The sequence below is a fragment of the Chitinophaga pinensis DSM 2588 genome (genome assembly GCF_000024005.1).
GTDB lineage: Bacteria > Bacteroidota > Bacteroidia > Chitinophagales > Chitinophagaceae > Chitinophaga > Chitinophaga pinensis.
In genome coordinates this window covers 3,502,885-3,522,917 of record NC_013132.1, presented here as the reverse complement: position 1 = coordinate 3,522,917, position 20,033 = coordinate 3,502,885, and the positions used below count along the sequence as shown (strand labels likewise).

General features: G+C 45.9%; 11 protein-coding genes. 1 reads left to right on the top strand and 10 read right to left on the bottom strand.

Features of this window, described 5'->3' with window-relative positions:
• Positions 1-40: 40 nt before the first annotated feature.
• Genes CPIN_RS14225 through CPIN_RS14190 form a run of 8 tightly spaced genes read right to left on the bottom strand, consistent with a single transcriptional unit; the run spans position 41 to position 15,272 of the window.
• A complete protein-coding gene (locus CPIN_RS14225) occupies positions 41-4,051 on the bottom strand; it encodes a hybrid sensor histidine kinase/response regulator transcription factor (protein WP_187294768.1) in 4,011 nt (1,336 codons plus the stop codon).
• 58 nt (positions 4,052-4,109) lie between these two features.
• A complete protein-coding gene (locus CPIN_RS14220) occupies positions 4,110-5,168 on the bottom strand; it encodes a glycoside hydrolase family 2 TIM barrel-domain containing protein (RefSeq protein ID WP_012790506.1) in 1,059 nt (352 codons plus the stop codon).
• A 30-nt stretch (positions 5,169-5,198) separates the two neighbouring features.
• Complete coding sequence (locus tag CPIN_RS14215) at positions 5,199-6,890, bottom strand: arylsulfatase (RefSeq protein WP_012790505.1); 1,692 nt, start codon at positions 6,888-6,890, stop codon at positions 5,199-5,201.
• Positions 6,887-8,398 carry a sulfatase family protein gene (locus tag CPIN_RS14210; RefSeq protein WP_012790504.1) on the bottom strand — a complete coding sequence of 504 codons (1,512 nt, stop codon included), beginning with the start codon at positions 8,396-8,398 and terminating at the stop codon, positions 6,887-6,889. The genes CPIN_RS14215 and CPIN_RS14210 overlap by 4 nt, the downstream gene beginning before the upstream one ends.
• Positions 8,382-9,542 (bottom strand): hypothetical protein, encoded by a 1,161-nt coding sequence (locus CPIN_RS14205; RefSeq protein ID WP_012790503.1) that lies wholly within the window; start codon positions 9,540-9,542, stop codon positions 8,382-8,384. The genes CPIN_RS14210 and CPIN_RS14205 overlap by 17 nt, the downstream gene beginning before the upstream one ends.
• 1 nt (position 9,543) lies before the next feature.
• Positions 9,544-10,689, bottom strand: a complete 1,146-nt coding sequence (locus tag CPIN_RS14200; RefSeq protein WP_012790502.1) for a family 43 glycosylhydrolase — start codon at positions 10,687-10,689, stop codon at positions 9,544-9,546.
• A gap of 31 nt (positions 10,690-10,720) precedes the next feature.
• Positions 10,721-12,184, bottom strand: a complete 1,464-nt coding sequence (locus CPIN_RS14195; RefSeq protein WP_012790501.1) for a RagB/SusD family nutrient uptake outer membrane protein — start codon at positions 12,182-12,184, stop codon at positions 10,721-10,723.
• Positions 12,185-12,194: 10 nt separating this feature from the next.
• On the bottom strand, positions 12,195-15,272 hold the full coding sequence (locus tag CPIN_RS14190; protein ID WP_012790500.1) for a SusC/RagA family TonB-linked outer membrane protein: 3,078 nt from the start codon (positions 15,270-15,272) through the stop codon (positions 12,195-12,197).
• 701 nt (positions 15,273-15,973) lie between these two features.
• Here CPIN_RS14190 and CPIN_RS14180 point away from each other — a divergent pair.
• Positions 15,974-18,322 (top strand): TonB-dependent receptor, encoded by a 2,349-nt coding sequence (locus CPIN_RS14180; RefSeq protein WP_012790499.1) that lies wholly within the window; start codon positions 15,974-15,976, stop codon positions 18,320-18,322.
• 88 nt (positions 18,323-18,410) lie between these two features.
• Here the strand turns inward: CPIN_RS14180 and CPIN_RS14175 are convergent, their stop codons facing one another.
• A complete protein-coding gene (locus CPIN_RS14175) occupies positions 18,411-19,790 on the bottom strand; it encodes an AMP-binding protein (protein WP_012790498.1) in 1,380 nt (459 codons plus the stop codon).
• Positions 19,787-20,026, bottom strand: coding sequence for an acyl carrier protein (locus tag CPIN_RS14170; protein WP_012790497.1), 240 nt, complete (start codon positions 20,024-20,026; stop codon positions 19,787-19,789). The genes CPIN_RS14175 and CPIN_RS14170 overlap by 4 nt, the downstream gene beginning before the upstream one ends.
• Positions 20,027-20,033 lie beyond the last annotated feature (7 nt).

Sequence of the window (20,033 nt, the reverse complement as noted above, 5' to 3'; positions counted from 1 at the left end):
GAACAATAATTGCCCTCGGTCTGCTATTTTAAAAGTCCGCTCATTGCCCACCCTTCAACAAATCATCCAAATGCGATGTACCCGGTTTAGGCTTATTATCGGCATATTCTTTTGGCGTCACCTTGAACTGCTGCAGGAAACATTTTGAGAAATAGGATGGAGAACTAAAGCCCGTCATATAAGCGACTTCCGTTACCGTATGTTCACCGTTTACCAGGAGTTTTGCCGCATGTTTCAGTCTTACGAGCTTTATCAGTTCGTTAGGCACATATCCCGACAGGGATTTCAGCTTTTTATGCAGATTGGACCTGCTCATGGCCATATTCCGGCTCAGCTCCTCTACTGAAAGCTGCGGATCTATGATACGTTCTTCAATAATGCTCACTACCTTTTCCATAAATGCTTTATCGCGGCTATTGGTAGCTAACACGCTTACGTCACTGTTCGGCTGTTCTGAAAATTTCAGCCGGAGACTTTCCCTGGATGCCATCAGGTTTTTCGCCACCGCCACAATATGTTTGAATTTAAAGGGCTTCATGATATAAGCATCCGCGCCTGCTTCAATGCCTTTCAGCTCTGATTCACTATTTCCCCTGGCAGAAAGCAGCATAAAAGGAATGTGACTATACTCGATATTGGTTTTGACCTGCTGACACAATTCAATCCCGTCCATCTCTGCCATCATAATATCAGAGATCACCAGGTCGATGGCATGGGCCTCAATCAAGGCCATAGCCGCCTTCCCGTTGGCTGCCTTCAATACACTATAGCCGGTATCGCGGAAACTAGCAGCCAGGAACGTCTGTATCGCCATATCATCCTCTACCACTAAGATCAACGGTCTTTCCTCATCAAGGATATCGTCCTCCTGGCTATGTGCCTGTTTAGGGGCTTGTTCTTTTGTAACCGGTAGTTCCAGGGTAAAAATGGTCTGTTCCCCTTCCCTGCTTTCCACCAACAGCTTCCCGCCATGTTTATCTGCCAGGGAACTGGCCAGTGCCAGACCAATACCGGTACCTCCCGGGTGACGATCCTCCTGTCCTTTCCTGACCGTGGTAAAGAACTGTTTAAAGATGTTTTTCAGGTCGTCTGAGGGTATGCCAATTCCATCATCTTCCACACTGATACAAAGTCTTGCCACATCACTTTCTACACTGGTCATCTCATAAACAGAGATGCTGACTTTTTTCTTTGCATACCGGAATGCATTGATCAGGAGATTGCTCAGTATCTTATTCAGCACTTCGGGATCTGCTGGCAATGATAAACTGCTCACCCGTATGCTCAAAGTAAATTCAATATCTTTCTGATAAGGCAGTGCGGAAAACCTGGAATAAATAGATTGCACCAACGATACCACTTCTACTTCTTCCTTCCGGATCTCATACGCATCGCTTTCGATTCTTCTGAAATCAAGCAACTGGTTCACCAGGTCCATCAATCTTTCTGCATTTTCGTCCATTACAACCAGCTGTTGTTTTTCCTCCTGCTGCCACTTATTCATGGACAACAGTTTCTCTAATGGTGCAATGATCAGTGATAAGGGTGTCCTTATTTCGTGCGCCATGACTGTAAAGAATTCAATCTTCCTGGCGTAAAACTCCTGCTCTTCCTTGTTTTTCAGTCGTTCTATCCGAATCTGGTGTTTCCTCCGGATATAAGCAGAAGAATACAGATAAACACCATAGGCAGCGCCTAATGCCAGCAATACAAAAATGATATACGCCACTGTCGTTCTATAGAAAGGCGGCTTTATAATCACCTTCATGGTGGATTCGGTCACATCCCAGTTACTCTTCTCTTCTGTAGCCTTTACCCGGAACGTGTAAGTACCGGGCGACAGATTGGTATAAGTAGCCTTGCGCTGGTCGCCCACATAGTTCCAGTCTGTGTCAAAACCATCCATCTTATAAGCATAACTCAACTTCTCTGGTGCACTGAAATTAAGGGCAGCGAATTCAAAACTGATCACAGATTGGTCATGTTGTAAAACCAGTTTACTGGCATAATTGATCTGTTTAGACAAGGGGCCATCCTCCTGTATCGGTACATTTCTGTTGAACAACTGAAAGTTGGTAAAAGAGACACGGATCTTGTCTGTCACCGTGGAAACTTTCTCCGGATAAAAAGCATTAAACCCTTTGATACCGCCGGCAAACAATTTACCGTCTGACATTTTATAAAATGCCTTGTAGTCGAACTGACGGCTTTGAAGGTTGTCCTGTGGTGTAAAATGCCTTGCTTTGTGTGTTGCAGGATCTATACTATAAATGCCATTATTTGTCGTTATCCAGATCAGTCCTGCATCATCCTGCCGGATACCATATACCACATTAGCATTGATACCCGCTTTGTCATTGTAAGCTTCTACCTTCCTGGTACGGAAGTCATACTTATGCAATCCGCCACCGTCTGATCCTATCCAGAGATGCCCCTGGTGATCATCATACAGACTGGTCAGCTTGACCATCCCATCTGCTACAACTCTGTCCCATTGGTCGGTTTTCTTATTATAGAATATCAGGCCATTGTTGTAGGTAGCAAACCAAAGGGTCTTATTATCGTCTTCATAAATATCATAGATGATGGTGTTACTAACGCCTTCGCGGAGTACCCGTGTAAAATCACGCCGGCCACTATCATACTGGTCCAGTCCTTTGTCTGTCCCGATCCACATACCACCGTCCCTGTCCTGGTAAATACAGAAAACATTGTTGCTGTTCAGGGAATGAATATCTTCCGTATGGTGCTGCAAACAGGTTACCTTACCCGTCCTCGGGTCCAGTACGTTGATACCGGCCGCAAACAATCCTATCCAGATATTACCTGCGTTATCTCTCAATAAGGTGTGAATATTGTGATAAGAGAGTTTCTGCTGTGTGGGCAGAAACGGATATTGCTGGAAGGTATGGGTGATTGTATTAAAGTATTGTAAGCCGCCGTCTTCTGTACCGATCCACAACTTTCCGGGACCATCTTCCAGGAAGGAGCTGACTGCACGGCCTGACAGTCCATTTTGTTCTCCTGTAGGATAATACAATTCAAAGACAGGTCCTTTCTCATTAAAATAACTGGCGCCTCCGAAGAACGTTCCTATCCACATCGTACCAGCCCTGTCAGGGAATAAGGAGTAAATGGCATTGTCGCTGATACTGAACGGGTCATTTCCTTTGTTGATGTAGGCTGTAAATCTGTTTGTCGCAATATCCAGTACATTCAATCCCTTCTCTGTCCCCACATATAACTTATCCGGGGACACCTGGCATATCGCCCGTATAATATTATCATTGATGTCATAAGGATGGCCATTATTGCGGTACACCTGAAAGTTACGCGCCACGGGATCCCATTTGCACAAACCGCCATTCATGGTGCCTACCCACATGATACCATCCTCGCCTTTATAGATAGCATTGATCACATCATTACTTAATCCGCTGGTACCTGCATGCAGATTGGTAAATGTACCGGTAACAGGATTATAGATATCAATCCCATCTCCGTACGTACCGATCCAGATATTTCCGTCGTCATCCTGTGCGATCCGGGTCACATTATCGCTGGACAAGCGGGAATTGCCTGCCTTAAAGTTATGGAGAGATTTTTTCTGCGGATCATAGCTGTATAAACCATTCAGCCGTGAAGTAAACCAGATGATACCCTCCTTATCCCGGAGGATATCAAAAACAGTTTTCTCCTTTGGCGGACCGAAATGAGAAAACTGTTCTTTTTCCAGATCAAGTATGTATATCCCGCTTTCAGTACCTATCCAGAGATGTGTACTATCGATACGGGTGATGCAATGTAAAAAGTTGTTGCCGAGGGAAGTAGCGTCGTTCTTTTTGTACTGAAAGTTTCTGAACTGGTATCCATCAAAACGACTGATACCGTTTTTGGTACCAAACCAGAGATAACCCTGGTCATCCTGTGCAATCGTACGCACAGTGCTGGAAGGCAGTCCTTCCGCCACGGAATAATTCCGAAAACGTATCTGCTGTCCGCTGGTCTGGTAACACAAAAAAATCAGGCAATAAAAAAGAAGCTGCTTCATCGACTCATATCTGTCCATTTCAATCTGGCGGACAACACCTCATAGTAACATTCACGTATTATTTGCACAACTGTTTGATAAAGGCTTCTTCGTCTTTACTGAAAGGCGTTCCATCCTTTCTGTAGATATCATGAAACCAGAGCTGTGGTTCTTTCCCATCAGGCATCGGCGTATCCCAGGCGTAGATAGTATTGGTTTTTCCGCTTACGAATCCCCAGTTGATAGCGCCTACATTTTCAGCTTTGAGCAATGGCAGGATCAGCTGAAACAGACTTGCATTTCTCCTGGCCATGTACTCCGTACAGATCAATGGTCTGTCATACTTCCTCAATGTATCAATGGTATGCCGATGATTATCAATGTACGCATAATTATGGTAAGTGATCACATCAGAATTTTCCAGCTGAAACCGGTTCAGTTCACTGAATGCAGATCCGTCGTTCCACACACCGGCAGATATAGGTTGTGAAGGTCTGATTTCGCCCGCCCATTGAAACACCTTCTGTAGCAGGGGCATACTTTTGCCCAGCTGTTTATTATTGCCGGGCTCATTGTAAAGATCCCACAACAGTATACGATCGTCATTTTTGAAAGTAGTCAGTACATCTTTTACATAAGCCTCTAATACTTTCAACGTATCAGGATGCGTGTAGATCATCGTACCTGGATCTCTTACCCAGCCGGAGTTATGTACACCTGTTTTCGGTTCCGGTTGTTTTCCAAGCCAGGCGGTATCATTCCAGCAATCATCAAAAAATACAAACAGGGTTTTGATATGATGTTTTGAAGAGATGGTCAGATAAGTATCCAGTCTTTTCTTAAATCCGGCCTTATCAGCAGTCCACAACAGGTGATGCAGGTATACCCGCATCACATTAAATCCCAGGTTTTCTGCCCAGCCCAGTTCGCGGTTAATAGTGGCCGTATCAAAGGTTTCCGGCTGGAACATTTCCAGCTGATTAATAGCCGTAGAGGGCTGGAAATTACTTCCCTTCAGCCATCCCTGCTTTGCATACCATTCCTTTGCCTTCGCGGCGGACCATTTACTTTGTGCGGTAGCGATGTTTACAGAGAACAGACCACACACTATCCATATCATTAGGTTTCTTATGCGCATACATTTACGTTTAACAGTTGATCAATCATGCTATTTTTTACCGGGTTTAGGAAACACATTGTGGGTATTTGCCCATTGTCTCCATTGTGCCGTCATACGGGCGACTACATCGGGATGCTGTGCCGCCAGATCGTTTAATTCCGTTTCATCCTGGTTGATCTTGTAGAGATGCCAGGTGGAATCGCCGGACAAGGAGACCAGTTTCCAGTCGCCTGCTCGTACATAACGGGCGTTGAAATGCTCGTTATATAACACATCATGTCCTGGCTCCTGTTTACCTTCGAAAGCTGGTAGCAGACTGACCCCAGTGGAAGGAGTAATACTATGCCCCTTATAAGTCTGCGGATAACTGGCTTTTGCCACATTCAGGAAGGTAGGCATGAAATCCATGACGTGTGCGAGTTGGTCTGCATACGCCCCTTTCGCTTTAATACCCTTCGGCCAGTAGGCAATCATCGGCGTACGCACACCGCCTTCATAGGACTGTGCTTTCGCGTATTGATAAGGCGTATTCACTACATTCGCCCAACGCTCTCCAATGGAAGCAAAGGTGGTCTGAGGACCAGGCAATACATCTTTCTTTACCGGGTAACTGATCTCTTTTCCATCCCTGGTTTGTCCCGGACGATCGAAGCCCGGACCATATCGCATACAGTTCTCCGGACTGGCGCCGTTATCGCTTAAGAATATGATAATCGTATTGTCCAGTTTACCCGTTTCCCGTAATGTCTGAATCAGGCGACCAATGCCCTGGTCCATACGATCAACCATCGCAGCATGTACTGCCATGGCCCGTGCATCCCAGTCCTTATCCGGATTTTTATCCCAGCTCAGCTGGTTATTGATACGGGGCGATAATGGTGTGGTTTTGGGATCGATCAGCCCCTGTGCTACCATCCTTTTATAACGAGCTTCCCGGATAACATCCCAGCCACCCTTATAAGTCTGTTCGTATTTCTTTATGTCTTCCGGTAATGCCTGTAAAGGCCAGTGCGGGGCAGTATGTGCAACATACAGGAAGAAGGGTTTATCTTCTTTACTGAGCGCTCTCACATAGCTGACAGCTGTATCGTTGATCGCGTCTGTATGATAATAGTCTTTCGGAACACTTTCCACCGGCGTCGTACCATTCACCAGACTGAAAGGATCAAAATAATCGACCACACCGAAGATATTACCGTAATACTTTTCAAATCCTCTGTTGACAGGATATTGTTCCACTGGTGAGAAGTAAGGATGTGATGCCTGGTGGTTCAGCCATTTCAGTTGTGCTGCCGGTGTGGACTGTTCCACTGTATTGGATACATGCCACTTGCCTGACATAGCCGTATGGTAACCGGCATCTTTCAATACCTCTGCCAGTGTAACCGTATTCTCGGTGATATAACCCCTATATCCGGCCTCTGCTCTCGCGGTCGTCATCTCGCCGATACCTGCCTGTTGATTATATAAACCGGTCAGCAGGGAAGCCCTGGAAGGGCAACAACGCGAAGTATTATAGAAATGCCTGAAGCGCAGACCATTTGCTGCCAGATAATCGAGATTGGGTGTTTGTATCTCCCCGCCGTAACAACCAAGATCTGAGTAGCCAAGATCATCCGCCAGTATCAGCACGATATTGGGTCTTTCATCCTTACTTACTGTTGTCTTGTTGTTCTTACGACTCCCTGTACAGGAAGATAGAATGATCAATGATGATAGTAATACATTCCGCGCTTTCATAGTGTCAGTTTTTTCAGTTCAGCTTTCAATGTCTTTATGATTTCCGGATGTTGGCCGGCGAGATTATGCGTTTCTCCGGGATCCTTATGCAGATCGTATAGTTGTTCCACAGGTGACAGTCCGGTAGCTATTTCCTTGTTTTTCATCCAGTCAGGCGTAGGCGTCGTCTGAGGAGCGATATACTTCCACCTTTTATCCCGCAACGCCAGGGTGTAAGATTCTTCCAGCAGGTATTTCCTGCCCTGTACTGACTTGCCCAACCATACGTCCAGCGCATTCTGACTGTCAGGTGCAGCGCCTGCAGGTAATTTTTGTCCTGTCAATGCTGCAAAAGAAGCCATCAGGTCTACCTGCGAACACAAAGCCGCTGAAACACCAGGACGTATAGTACCCGGCCAGTAGGTAATGGTAGACATCCGGGTACCGGCTTCAAATGCGCTGTATTTCCCACCATTGAATATCCCTGCCGGTTTATGACTTTTGTTCAGTTGTCCGGCCTGGTCTTCATAGCCATCGTCTAATACAGGACCATTATCACTACTGAATACAATCAGTGTATTTTTCGCGATTCCCAGTGAATCCAACAGCTGTGTGATCTCTCCCACTAACCAGTCCATTTCTGCAATGACGTCTCCACGGGCGCCAAGTGCCGTAGTACCGGCAAATTTCCTATTCGGTGTACGCGGTACATGGATGTTAGGGAAAGGATAATAAAGGAAAAACGGCTGCTCTTTATGCGTAGTTATGAAGTCTTTCGCCTTTCCGTTCAACACCATCGGGATCTCTTCATCTACCCAACGGGCACGCTTGCCACCGGTCATGAAACCGATCCGGCTGATGCCGTTAATAATCGTATTGCTATGCTGTGTATCTGCCCGTTGCTTCAGCAATTGTGGATCTGAGAGTCCGGTAGGTTCATCCCCGATCATCGCGGCATAACTCACAGCAATAGGATCATTGGGATCCAGGTCAGGTACCCTTCCATTCTCCACAAAGACAGTAGGTACCCGGTCAGTAGTAGCCGGAATAATAAACGAATAGTCAAAACCTATCTCATTCGGCCCCGGACCAATGTTATCATTCCAGTTAATAACGCCGTTCCCCAATCCTAAGTGCCATTTACCGATCACGGCGGTCGTATACCCTGCCTGCTGTAACATACGTGGTAAAGTATACGTATCCGGTGGGATCAGCAAAGGCGCATCACCAGGAAGGATAGCTGCTTTCTTTCGAAAAGCATAAGTGCCTGTCAGTAAGGACAGTCTTGATGGCGTACAGGTAGCCGCTGTACAATGCGCATCTGTAAATCGTACTCCTTTACTGGCAAGACGGTCGATATTCGGTGTTTTTACTGCCGACGCGCCATAACAACCTACGTCACCATATCCCAGGTCATCTGCATACAAGAGGATAATATTGGGCTTTGACTGGGCAGTTACACCCGATCCGGATAAAGCGCATAGCGCAGCCAGCAATAGTATGATATGGTATTTATTTCTTTGCTCCATAATGCACAATATCTACAAAATCATTAAACCATAAAGGATTAGGCGTATAAGATCCATCTGCCTGCTTTTGCAGACTCTTCATCGGGAATATCGGATTCACAAACCATATACCGGTACCAGGAGTGACCTTTGCCGGGGCGGACTGACTCAGATAACCATAAGTAGCCAGCACCACACCATACTGCCGGAAATATCTGTAGTAGGTCTTCATAAAATGCGGCGGAAACCAGGACCGGGAAGCAAACATACGCTCCCATTCTTCCGCACTCACCTTCTCCGTATTCACTTTACTATACCATTCGTACAACTTCATATCAGGCGGATAGTTGTATTTACGGGCAAAAGCGATACCAGCTTCACTACTTCCCAATTCGTCGGACACATGCTGATTATACAAGCGAAAAAGAGAGAATTCCGGCACAATGATCGGTTTATCCGGCATAATAGTACGAACAAAACGGAACGCTTTTTCCATATCAAGTGAATCACTGATATGCAGATGGATAGCCAGTCCTTTGATACGGCTATTGTTCTGTGCCAGCCGGATCAATCCTGTTACTCCCGGCTTCTGCTGTTGTTCTTTTTCAAACAGTGCAGGCAATGAGCCTGCATACACATCAGGACGTGTCAGCTGTGGATGTTGCCGGTAATAAGGCTCCACCACTTCATTCAATAATCGCTCTGTAAACCTGACCAGCGGTACGATGCCTTCTGCATTGACCTGCAGGTCCTCTTCCATCGTTTCCAGGTTAGGTTCATTACCCAACTTAAAAATGTCTATAGAAGCGCCCACACGATTGAGTATAGCGGCTACCGTTGCAAAATACTTTTTCTCTTCCGCCGAACCCGGAGCTGGTATCGGCAATTTATATTTCCTGAAGTCCCAGCGGAAGCCAAAGGCTACTTTATAACCCGCTTTTTTCGCTTCGATCAGTTGCTGTAAACCCGGTTCGGTAGCTGGGTCCTTTGCGCCATTGATATATTCAAAAATATAAGGCGTAGTACGGATCCACTCCACCGGTGTTTTCCGCAAATATGCCATATCAATGATCTCAGGATCGTGATTAAAGTTAGCGCCTATTTCCTGGGCATACATGCCGCCAGGAAGCAATATTATCAACGCTGTAAATATCTTTCTGATCATGTTAATTTGATTTAAGAGCGTCATAGAATTTTGCCGCACGATCTGTATCCGGCCGCAGTTTCCCATCTGTCCATTTTACCGGTACAAGTCCTGGTCTGCAGGTAACCGTAAACTTTGTACCCATGATCCCTCTTGGGTTAAAGAAGGTAGTTGACCACCAGTAACCATCCAGGTCCTTAAAGATATTGTTATGACCACCTTGTAAGATAGCGGCATAACGCGGACCATAAGGACCATAAATATTATCAGCTTCTGCCACTACTACATCATAGCTATACAAAGAATCCTTTCTATTTTTATCATCCCGCAGGTATGAAAAAGTACTATCCGCTTTTTTTACAGACCAGATAGTTTGCAGGAGCTGGTATTTCCCCTCATGCCTGGTGATAAATACACCTTCAATATAGGGTTCCTGTTGATAGGGTGTTTCTTTCAATCTGCGAAAAGGTGCTGCTACATCACTCAGATCGTCCTTCATCCTGGTGATAAAATGATTATGTCCGATCAGATATACCGCGCCGTTATCATCTTCAAAAAGGCTGAGATCTATATTGGGGAAGAGTGCCTTTTGCCTGTTCCCTTTTATGTTTCTGTAAGGTCCTTCCGGCTTACCTGAAATACTTTCCAGTACAAAAGATCCGATACCACCATTGATACAGGCGATCAGCAGCCATTTCTTTTTACTTTTGATGTAATGCAACTCAGGCGCCCATACTGCACGGTAGAATGAATCAAGCAGGTCTTTGTTGGGAGACATCGCTCCAGGCTCCAATACTTTTCCTTTTTGCTGCCAGGGAGCAGCGTCCTTGTCAAAGCTCCAGATCCTTCCCATAGACTCCCATTGCTGCATATTTTTTGATCGCCACAGATACAGTCCGTCATTATAATCCCAGCAATGCACACGCCCTGCAGGAAACACTCTGCCAGGCGTAGCTGTAGTACCGGTCATATAATAATATCCATCCGGTCCGGTCATAACGTATGTATCCCGCATCCATTGATCCATCACCGGTACGACGGATGCCGGTACGGTTAAAGCAGGATCGCCAACCGGCGCCGTTGGGTTACTGTATGTAGGGGACTGTCCATAGGATACCAGTGCAGACAGGCATACAAACCATGTGATAGCAATACTTCGTTTCATCATAATGAATACTTCCTTTAGCTTATACTATTGATCAATAATCCGGGTTTTGCTTACATGCCGGATTCGCATCAATTTCCGTCTGGGGTATCGGGAATAATTTATGCTTGTCAGCGGCAGCAGTAATCCCTCTTGCTTTCGCCAGTGAAATGAATTTATCATGACGCAGCAGGTCTTCTCTTCTCAGACCTTCACTATAAAACTCCCATGCTCTCTCCCGCAGGATCAGGTCTCTCAGTACTTCTTTACCTGTAGCATCCGCCATCGTCAGATTGCCGATACCCGCTCTTTTCCTGACCTGGTTGATCAGATCCAGCGCTTCCTGTGTAGGACCATTCACCTCATTCAATGCCTCTGCACGGCTCAGTAATATGTCGGCATAGCGGATAATAGGCACGTCGTTGCCGCTATGGTTTCCGACAGTGGCATTATCCCAGTATTTCAGACTTCTCACATTATCCGGTGTGGAGAGCAGGTTCACCCAGGCATTCGAGGTATTTACATAGTGACGCAACAGGAGAATGGATCGCTGGTCATTGATGGTATCAAATGTATTGGTAAATGCGGAGCGCATTCTGTATTGTGTGGCAAAATTGGCCATAGAAGCTGTCCAGACAAACGAAGGCACCTGAGCGGATGTTTTGAAACCAGGCGGTAAAGCACCTGCTGAATACCAGTTACCAAAGCCATCCTGATTCCGGCAGGGATGTACCATAATCATTTCCTTGTTACCTTCATTTTCTACGGTGAACAGGTTCTGATAAGTAGGGAACAACTGGTAATACCCGAAATTTGTGACCTGCTGACAAGCATCCGCTGCCTTCTGCCATTGACGGGTATTGAGATAGAACTTGGCCAGCACACTCCAGGCAGCGCCCTTATTAGCCCTGGCAAACGCTTCCTCCTTACCGGGATCCGGCAGATCAGTAATGGCTGCTGCCAGCTCCGTCTCTATAAAAGACTTCATCTGTTCGTCCGTTGCCCTTGCCAGTGTTGCTTCAGCAGTACTGGATGTACGCAGCGGCACCGGGCCAAACCAGATATACAGCAGATAGTAGCCATATGCCCGCAGGAACCTGGCTTCTGCCGCATAGCCTTTTTTGCTGGCATCCGGCGCATTTACGTTGCCGATATTTTCCAGTACAATATTCGCATCGCGGATTGTACGGTAAGTAGGCGCCCATACGTCTGCCTGCAAAGTACCCAGCGAAGCATCCCATGTAAAGTTGATCAGCTGCACCAGTGTGAGGTTTTCCGCACCACCGGTATTATAGCCGACATCAGTGGTTACTTCCGCATTGTTGATCAGATAGCGGGTGGGTGTTGGATTTTGAATACCTGCATAAGAAGAAAACAAAACGGATCTGATTCCTTTCTCTGTCGTCAATACATTTCCAGGTGCGAACTCTCCCGGAGGCGTAACATCCAACGCTTTCTCACAGGCAGTTTGAGTCAGTATAGCGACGATTATTAAAGACAGTATGATAAACTTTTGCATAAAATCATTTTTAGAATTGAACATTTAACCCGAATAAAAAGCTGCGTGTCATCGGGTAAGAGCTATAGTCTATTTTCAGGATATCATCACCGATGGAATTCACAGCAGGATCAATGCCCGAGTATTTGGTGATGGTGAACAGATTCTGGCCGGTCACATAAGCCTGGAGCCCTTTTATTACTTTATTATGCAAATTGAAATCGTAGCTGAGCCTTACAGATTGCAGCCGCAGGTAAGAAGCATCTTCTACGGTTCTTGAATTCACTGTTTGTTGTCCCTGTGATGTAGGGTTGACAAATGAAGGATATTCATTTGTCGGGTTCTCCGGTGTCCAGCGGTTCAGGTAAGGTTTTGCCAGTTTATTCCTTCTGAAGCTGATAGGAAAATAACTGTCAATAGCTGCATTGTTCAATACACTACCGCCTTTTGAACCTTCCAGGAATACAGAGAGTGATACACGTCTGAAGCCGAAAGTATTGGTAATACCATAGGTAAAATCAGGCAGTGACTTACCAAGAATAACACGGTCGTCTGCATTGATCTGTTTGTTATTATCCAGATCCCTGAACTTCAGATCACCTGGTTTCACACCGGTTGGCGCGTTAGAGAAATCATCATGCGTCTGCCATACGCCCAGTACTTCATATCCATAGTAAGACCCCAGGGATTCGCCGGGTTTGATAATACTGGCATTGGTAATGAAACCTGCGCCACCGGTGATGATCTGTTTCAGCGGTCCGAGACTTAACACCCGGTTCTTTACAGTAGAGAGTACAGTACCGATGTTCCAGTTGAAGCCTTGTTTACTGCGAAGCACATCGGCGGCAATATGCAGGTCAATACCGGTATTTTTCATACGACCGATATTCTGCGTTTTTACAGCAAAACCAGTACTCAAAGGTTGTGGCAGATCGAGTAGCAGGTCTGAAGTACGTCGTTCATAATATTCAAGTGAACCGGTAAGCCGGCTATCGAAGAGTGCAAAGTCGATACCGATATCCGCCTGTTTAGCCGCTTCCCATTTCAGGTCCGGGTTGGCTACACGGGAAGGCGCCAGGGAGGTATAACGGTTTCCGCCAAATACGGCATCTCCTCCGCCGGAGAAGGTGGTGATATAAAGATAATTGGCGATCGACTGGTTACCGATCACACCATAGCTGACTCTGAATTTCAGTTCATCGATAAAGCTGACACCTTTCAGGAAAGACTCTTCATGCATTTTCCAGCCCAGTGCGACAGAAGGGAAATAGCCAAAACGGTTATTAACGCCGAACCTGGACGATCCATCTGCCCTGAAGCTGGCAGTCAGCAGGTAACGATCTTTGTAACTATAGTTCACCCTTCCCAGGAAGGAAATGATTTTTGTAGATGCACGGCCGCTACCAATCTGGTTCAGGGTACTGTTGCCGGTACCGATGGCATTATAGGTAAGATCGGGTAATGCATATCCACGACCGTTACCACCAAAGGAATTGGATCCGAAATGTTCAGAGGTAGCGCCTGCTACTGCATTGATAACATGATCCTGACCAAATTCCTTTTTATAATTCAGCGTAGCCTCTCCCATGTAATAGTTCACGTTACCGGTATTAATGGAAGCGATACCGCCTGTGGGTGCACCCAATATCGTGGATGGGTCCAGCCAGGTATTACGCTGGGTAATATTCACATCCCCGGATCCTTTTATTTTAAGCGAAAAGCCTGGCACGAAAAAGTACTCGCCATACACAGTACCGAAGGTCCGGAACCCGTCACTATTAGCATATTGTCCATTTGCAAGAATCAGCGGGTGATCGATGGTAGTCATGAACGGTGAGCGGTTATAGCTACCATCCGTATTGAATATCGGATAGCTGGGATCGTAGTTGATCGCAGCATATAAGGCACTGGCGTTTTCATTTACACCGATCCCTACAGAGTTGAAGTTATCCCGTATATAAGAGGTATTGAAGCTGACCCCAAATGCATACTTCTGTGCCACGCTATTTTCGAGGTTCAACCGCGCAGTATATCTTTTTACAGAAGAATTCTGCAATACGCCTTCCTGGTTGAAATAACCCAGTGAGGCATAGAAACGCGTATTGTCCTTTCCGCCGGATAAAGAAAGGTCATGGCTCTGTACATTGGCGGAGCGGTATAGCTCCTTTTGCCAGTCTACATTTACCGGGTCATTGGTCACCCTTTCGGAGGCAACCCCGCCGCCGTCGTCAATAATGGCGTTTAGTACGTCTTTATATTGCTGACCGGTCAGCATTTCCAGTGAATTGGATGCTTTCTGTACACCATAATAGGTGCTGTAGTTAACGCTTAGCCTGCCGCTCTTCCCTTTTTTAGTGGTAATCATGACTACCCCATTGGAACCACGGGAACCGTAAATAGCGGTCGCAGAAGCGTCCTTTAGTATTTCGACTGACTCAATATCTGCCGGGTTCAGACTATTCAACGGATTACGGGGATTGGGCGTAGCTACAAAGCCGGCACCGCTACCTGTTACCGGAGAAAGGTTATTCACCGGCATCCCGTCAATGACATATAAAGGGTCATTTCCGGCAGTAATCGAACTCGCGCCACGGATCTTCACGCTCATGGCACTGCCAGGTTCCCCGCTTTTCTGGTATACCTGTACGCCGGAAGCACGTCCCATTAATGTCTGCTCGACGTTGATATTGGCGCCTGGTGTAAGATCTTTTGATTTCAGGGATACGACGGCGCCCGTCACATCCGACTTTTTCACTGTTCCATATCCGACAACGACCACTTCGCCCAGGTTCTCGTTCTTTAATTCCAGGGCGACCTCCAGAGTGCTATTGTCAGCTACAGGCACTTCCCGGGTGGCATAATCCACTAAATAGAATAATAATACGGCCTTATTGTCCTGTACCTGGATCGAAAAGTTACCGTTGGCATCAGTGGTGGTTCTGGTATTCCCCCCTTTTAATAATACGGTTACGTTGGCCAGTGTCGTCCCTTTGTCGGCTGACGTAACCTTCCCCCTGACAATTCGGTTCTGGGCATTCGCCAGCAACCCAAAAAATAATAGCAATTTGATCAGCAGCAAACGTGCAGCAAGTGTTGGAATTCTCTTCATTTGAAATTGGTTTTAACGGGTCTTGGCAAACCAGGGATGCAGGAATGAGTGCCTGAGGCTCAGTGGTGGAATTGCCCCTCAGTGTTCCTGATGTATTTTAAAATTGCGGCCGTAAGGTGGGTGGGCCAGATAAGAAATGATGCCGCAGGAGCACTAAACGGCCCTGTCAGCGTTTTTGAAAAACGTAACGTACTCTTCATGATGGAATTTATATTGGCTCGTATAAAGTACCGTTCAATAGGTCGTTACGACTGTAATTTTTGTAGCAAAAAATGAGAATTATGTAGCAATAGTGATGGAGACAAAAATATATCAAGCTGATTTACAACGTCTTACATTTATTTATATCACTAGAGTAGGTCTTACAGTAACTTTATTAACAGCTGACGCTTTTCTTACCTGTATAAATGTTTATGCCTGAATCAGCTATTCTACCTGCGGGCATCATCGCCGGCCTTTTCTTCGATGTATCCCCTTACTACACCGCCATTACGCCGTTATTTCTTCGTTCATGAACGGAGAGATAGCGGCGTAATGGCGGGGTAGTAAGGGTTTTATCGGACAAATAGGGACAAACATTAGCCTGAACCCTATAAGCTGTCATCAGTAAATTTTCCGCATTGCGTAAATTCTTTTCCCGATTGTTAAAGGGTTAATACGGCTGACTGCGCCAATTTTGCGGAAATTACACCCATCACACCATGAGGCAATTTTTTCAGATTTTCCTCTTATTGTTACCTTTCTACTGTTTGGCGTCTGTGAATGAAGAGAATGATTTTGGTACCATTAAAGGCAAAATAACAACCAACGACAACCGCCCTGCATCCGCGGTAACCATTATGATAAGAGGTGCAAAAAAGACAACACTTACAAACGAGGATGGTACATTTACCATTTCGCATGTTCCGACAGGCACTCACCAGCTGGAAGTATCCCTGGTTGGTTATGCCCCTTTACAGGAGGAAGTAAGTGTGGAAAAAGGAAAGGTGACAGAGATCGCGCTGCAATTGCAGGTATCCAGTACACAGTTGAAGGAAATATCCATCACTTCCAATCAGAATAAATTCAGTCGCAGGGAAAGCGAGCAGATCGCCCGTCTCCCCATTAAAAATCTGGAAAACCCACAGGTATATTCAGTAGCGGGAAAAGAACTGATCGAAGAACAGGTGATCACCGAGAGAACTGACCTCTACCGTAACATCCCCGGGGCAGTACCCAATTTCGCCGCCGGTGGTTCCCAGGGTATGACCATCCGTGGTTTTTCAAATGGCATGGGTATGCGTAACGGCATGGTTACCAGCGCCATCGTTCCACTGAACCCGATCATTCTGGAAAAAGTGGAGGTGATCAAAGGCCCCTCCGGTACTTTGTTTGGCAGTAACCGTAATACCACCTTTGGCGGCGTATTTAATTATGTCACCAAAAGACCTTATGACACCTTCGGTGGTGAAGTCAGCCTTACAGGTGGCAGTTTCCAGTTTGGCCGTATCACCGCAGACATCAATACACCCCTTAATAAGGAAAAGACACTCCTGTTCCGCCTGAACGCAGGCGCCCAAACAGAAGGTTCTTTCCAGGACCAGGGCTATGCTAAAAACTATACCATTGCGCCTACCATTACCTATCAGCTGACCGACCGTCTGAAATTAACGCTGGATGTGGAGCTGACCAGGGCTTCTTATACCACTACCTCCTTTGGTATAGACTCTATGAGCAAAGTGACGGCCCGTAACTTTAAAGACCTGCCGATCGGCTACAAACGCTCTTATATTAATAACAGCGTAGATGTATCCAACGGTATCAATAATATCCAGGCGCAGGCAGAATACAAGATTTCCGACAACTGGACTTCCCAGACCAACTACCTGTATTCCGAGGGCTTTTACAAACACCTGCTCTGGACGACACTGTCACTGGTAAGTGATTCCATAATGGCCCGTACCGTCAGGAACCAGACGCCGGAGACATTTGGCAATATCCAGCTGCAACAGAACTTTATCGGTGATTTCTACATTGGTTCCTTCAGGAACAGGATGGTCATCGGACTGGACTACAACTATAACTACAATCAGTTGTACCGCGCCACCGTATCATATGATAAGGTAAACATCAACAATCCGTTACCGGATATCAGTGCAGAGAAAATAAATGCCCTGGCTTACCAGAAGGGCTTTGTAGGTACAACCTCTAAAGCGTACAATTACAGCGCTTATATTTCGGATGTATTTAATATCACGCCTTCCCTGATGGCAATGCTGAGTTTACGTGCTGACCGTTTTACGACGGACGGAACCTACGCCATCGCCACCGGCAAATACACCGGAGAGTATAGCCAGAACTCACTGTCCCCTAAATTCGGACTGGTATACCAGGTCGTAAAAGAGAAAGTATCCATTTTCGGTAACTACATGAACGGTTTCGTAAACCTGGGCCCTGTAACCCAACCGGACAACACGATTCTCACCCTGAAGCCGCAATATGGCAATCAGTGGGAAGGTGGTGTAAAGGTGGACCTGATCGAGGGTAAACTGAGTGGAAGTGCCAGCTATTACGACATCGCTGTAACTAACTCCACCCGTACAGAAGTACAGGATGGTAAGACCTTCACCCGTCAGGACGGTACACAACATAGCAAGGGTTATGAAGCTGATATTACTACCAGCCCTGTATCCGGCTTAAATATCGTAGCTGGTTACGCACATAACGAAAACAAATATACCAATGCCAGCCCTGCCCTGCAAGGCAAATATGTGACCGCCAGTCCTAAAGATGTAGCAAACATCTGGATCAGCTATCACCTGACACGCGGTAAGGCAAAAGGGCTTGGTTTTGGCGCTGGCGCGAATTATATCAGCGATTCCTGGTTTGAGGCGACCAACACCTTTGTATTGCCTAGCTATACACTGGTCAATGCAACCGTATATTACGATCAGCCTAAATTCAGATTATCTGTGAAAGCCAATAATCTGCTGAACCAGGAATACTGGAATCCGGTAGGTACGCCACAAAAACAACTGAACTTCCTGGGTAGCATCGCCGTGCGATTCTAGGCTATCTGTTTAAAAGCATAAAGAGAGAGGGTGTCCGCCATTAATAGCAGACACCCTCTCTCTTTTAGTGAACGGGTAAAAGCAATTATTAGTGCTGTACCTGTGAAATATCCTGTTGCTGCAAACTGGTATAATCCAACTTGCCATTAGGCGTCAATGGAAAATCATCCACCAATTTCGCTTTAAAGGCTGTCGGATGTAGCCCCAGCTTTTTAGCCAGCAGGGATCTTATATAACCTTCTTCCAGTCCTGTCAGCCGGTGAAATACCAGCAGGTGTTTGTCTTCAACACCGACACAGGCAAATGTTTCTCCCTGTATCTCCTGTTTTAATATGCTTTCTACTTCATCGAGGTTAATACGGGTACCAAACAACTTTACAAATCGTTTCAAACGACCGGTAATATAATAGTACCCATCTTCATCACAGGTAGCTACATCACCGGTATGCAACACCGGTAAACGCTCAAAAGTAGTCAGATCAGCTGCTAATGTAGCATAACCGCCGAATACATTGGGTCCGCTGTATAACAGTTCACTGGTATCAGGGGCCAATGTGAACTGACCTCCCTTGATGGGTTTACCAATGGACCCGTTTTTTGTCAGCAGGTCATGAGGTGGCATATACGCCATACGGGCAGTCGCCTCCGTCTGACCATACATCACAAAAAACTGCTTGTTTCTGTCAGCCATGTATTCACCGAAAGACCGGATCAGGATACCATTCAATTTCCCACCTGCCTGTGTCATGTATCGCAATGAAGGATATTCCTTGCGGTTAAACCCGATCCGGTGTAATAGCTCATAGACATAAGGTACGCCTGCCACAGAAGTATATCCATAGCGTTCCATATCCTCCCAGAATTCCTTCTGTACCACATCCCGGTTACCACATACGATCTGTCCGCCGGCAATGCTGTTGGTTGTAAACACAGACAGTCCGTATGAATAGAATACCGGTAAGTTCAATGGTGTAATATCACTGTTATTTACAGGCAGATAATCAAGAATGGACAAGGCATTTTGTACCAGGTTATCTTCGGATAATTTTACAAACTTGGGCGAGCCGGTCGTACCTGAAGTACTCAGTAATAATTTTATATCCGGGTGTATTACATTCCTGATGCCCCTACTATTACAGAAGAGCATATTATCCTGTAAGTCCCAATCGGGTATGGCAGTTCTTGTTACATCGTAAATGTAATAAGGTGCATATGTCTCTTCCAGCCGCTGTTTATAATCAGGATGCAGCTTCGGACTTAGCAATGCCAGGGTTAACCTGCTATTCAGACATTGTAATAACATCTTTACAGATGCAATAGAATTATCCAGGTATAGAAATGCCAAAGCAGGTCTTTCTGTAATATCCCAGACGTCTTTCATCAGATCCGGCAGCGTATAACTGTCTCCGGTCACTGCATCGAGATACCGGAGACTTTTATTCTGCGCAATCAATCCATATAAACTCATATCTCTATGTTATGCTTTCTAAGGGTTTCCTTTACTTTTTCCACGCTGCTCATTTCCAGTACTTCGTCTGTATCAATAGTGATATCAAAAGCAGCTTCCAGTTCTGTAATAAGATAAATGTGCGATACAGAATCCCATTCCGGGATACTCTGATAATTAAGGTCATCCGTTACCTGTTCTGCAGGTATAGATAATGCAGCTGCGATGATATCGTGTAATGTTTGAGTTGTGTTCATAAGACAA

Bases quoted from the DNA above. Each gene is read 5' to 3' on its own strand.
- CPIN_RS14225 (WP_187294768.1), bottom strand. From the start codon at position 4,051: ATGAAGCAGCTTCTTTTTTATTGCCTGATTTTTTTGTGTTACCAGACC.
- CPIN_RS14220 (WP_012790506.1), bottom strand. From the start codon at position 5,168: ATGCGCATAAGAAACCTAATGATATGGATAGTGTGTGGTCTGTTCTCT.
- CPIN_RS14215 (WP_012790505.1), bottom strand. From the start codon at position 6,890: ATGAAAGCGCGGAATGTATTACTATCATCATTGATCATTCTATCTTCC.
- CPIN_RS14210 (WP_012790504.1), bottom strand. From the start codon at position 8,398: ATGGAGCAAAGAAATAAATACCATATCATACTATTGCTGGCTGCGCTA.
- CPIN_RS14205 (WP_012790503.1), bottom strand. From the start codon at position 9,542: ATGATCAGAAAGATATTTACAGCGTTGATAATATTGCTTCCTGGCGGC.
- CPIN_RS14200 (WP_012790502.1), bottom strand. From the start codon at position 10,689: ATGATGAAACGAAGTATTGCTATCACATGGTTTGTATGCCTGTCTGCA.
- CPIN_RS14195 (WP_012790501.1), bottom strand. From the start codon at position 12,184: ATGCAAAAGTTTATCATACTGTCTTTAATAATCGTCGCTATACTGACT.
- CPIN_RS14190 (WP_012790500.1), bottom strand. From the start codon at position 15,272: ATGAAGAGAATTCCAACACTTGCTGCACGTTTGCTGCTGATCAAATTG.
- CPIN_RS14180 (WP_012790499.1), top strand. From the start codon at position 15,974: ATGAGGCAATTTTTTCAGATTTTCCTCTTATTGTTACCTTTCTACTGT.
- CPIN_RS14175 (WP_012790498.1), bottom strand. From the start codon at position 19,790: ATGAGTTTATATGGATTGATTGCGCAGAATAAAAGTCTCCGGTATCTC.
- CPIN_RS14170 (WP_012790497.1), bottom strand. From the start codon at position 20,026: ATGAACACAACTCAAACATTACACGATATCATCGCAGCTGCATTATCT.